1 protein-coding gene is annotated in these 257 nt (G+C 40.1%); it reads right to left on the bottom strand.

What is annotated here, in order from left to right; all coding sequences use genetic code 11:
• On the bottom strand, positions 1 to 257 hold a 257-nt coding region (locus RAD10_RS42220; protein WP_461622056.1), incomplete at both ends, for a hypothetical protein.

Genomic DNA, 257 nt, shown 5'->3' with positions numbered 1-257 from the left:
AAAGCTGCCTAAATCCTTTTTGAATATCTCTAGGCGGTCTTTTTCTTGCTTACACTCTTTAAAGCTTGTTTCTGCGTTAGCTATTAATACTGCATCTTCTGTTTTCTTAGTGCGTTCAAACATTTCTTTCGCTTTTATATACGCCTCAATTGCAGATGCGTAACGCTTTTGCCAACGCTCTTTGGCTGGGTGAATAATATTACTGATCGCCGCGTTTGACTTGTTCTTGGTAAAGAAGGCCGCACAAAACTGCTCAA

The organism is Bradyrhizobium sp. 23AC (genome assembly GCF_054863025.1).
Note: the sequence above shows the minus strand (reverse complement) of the source record. Positions and strands in the feature narration are given on the sequence as shown.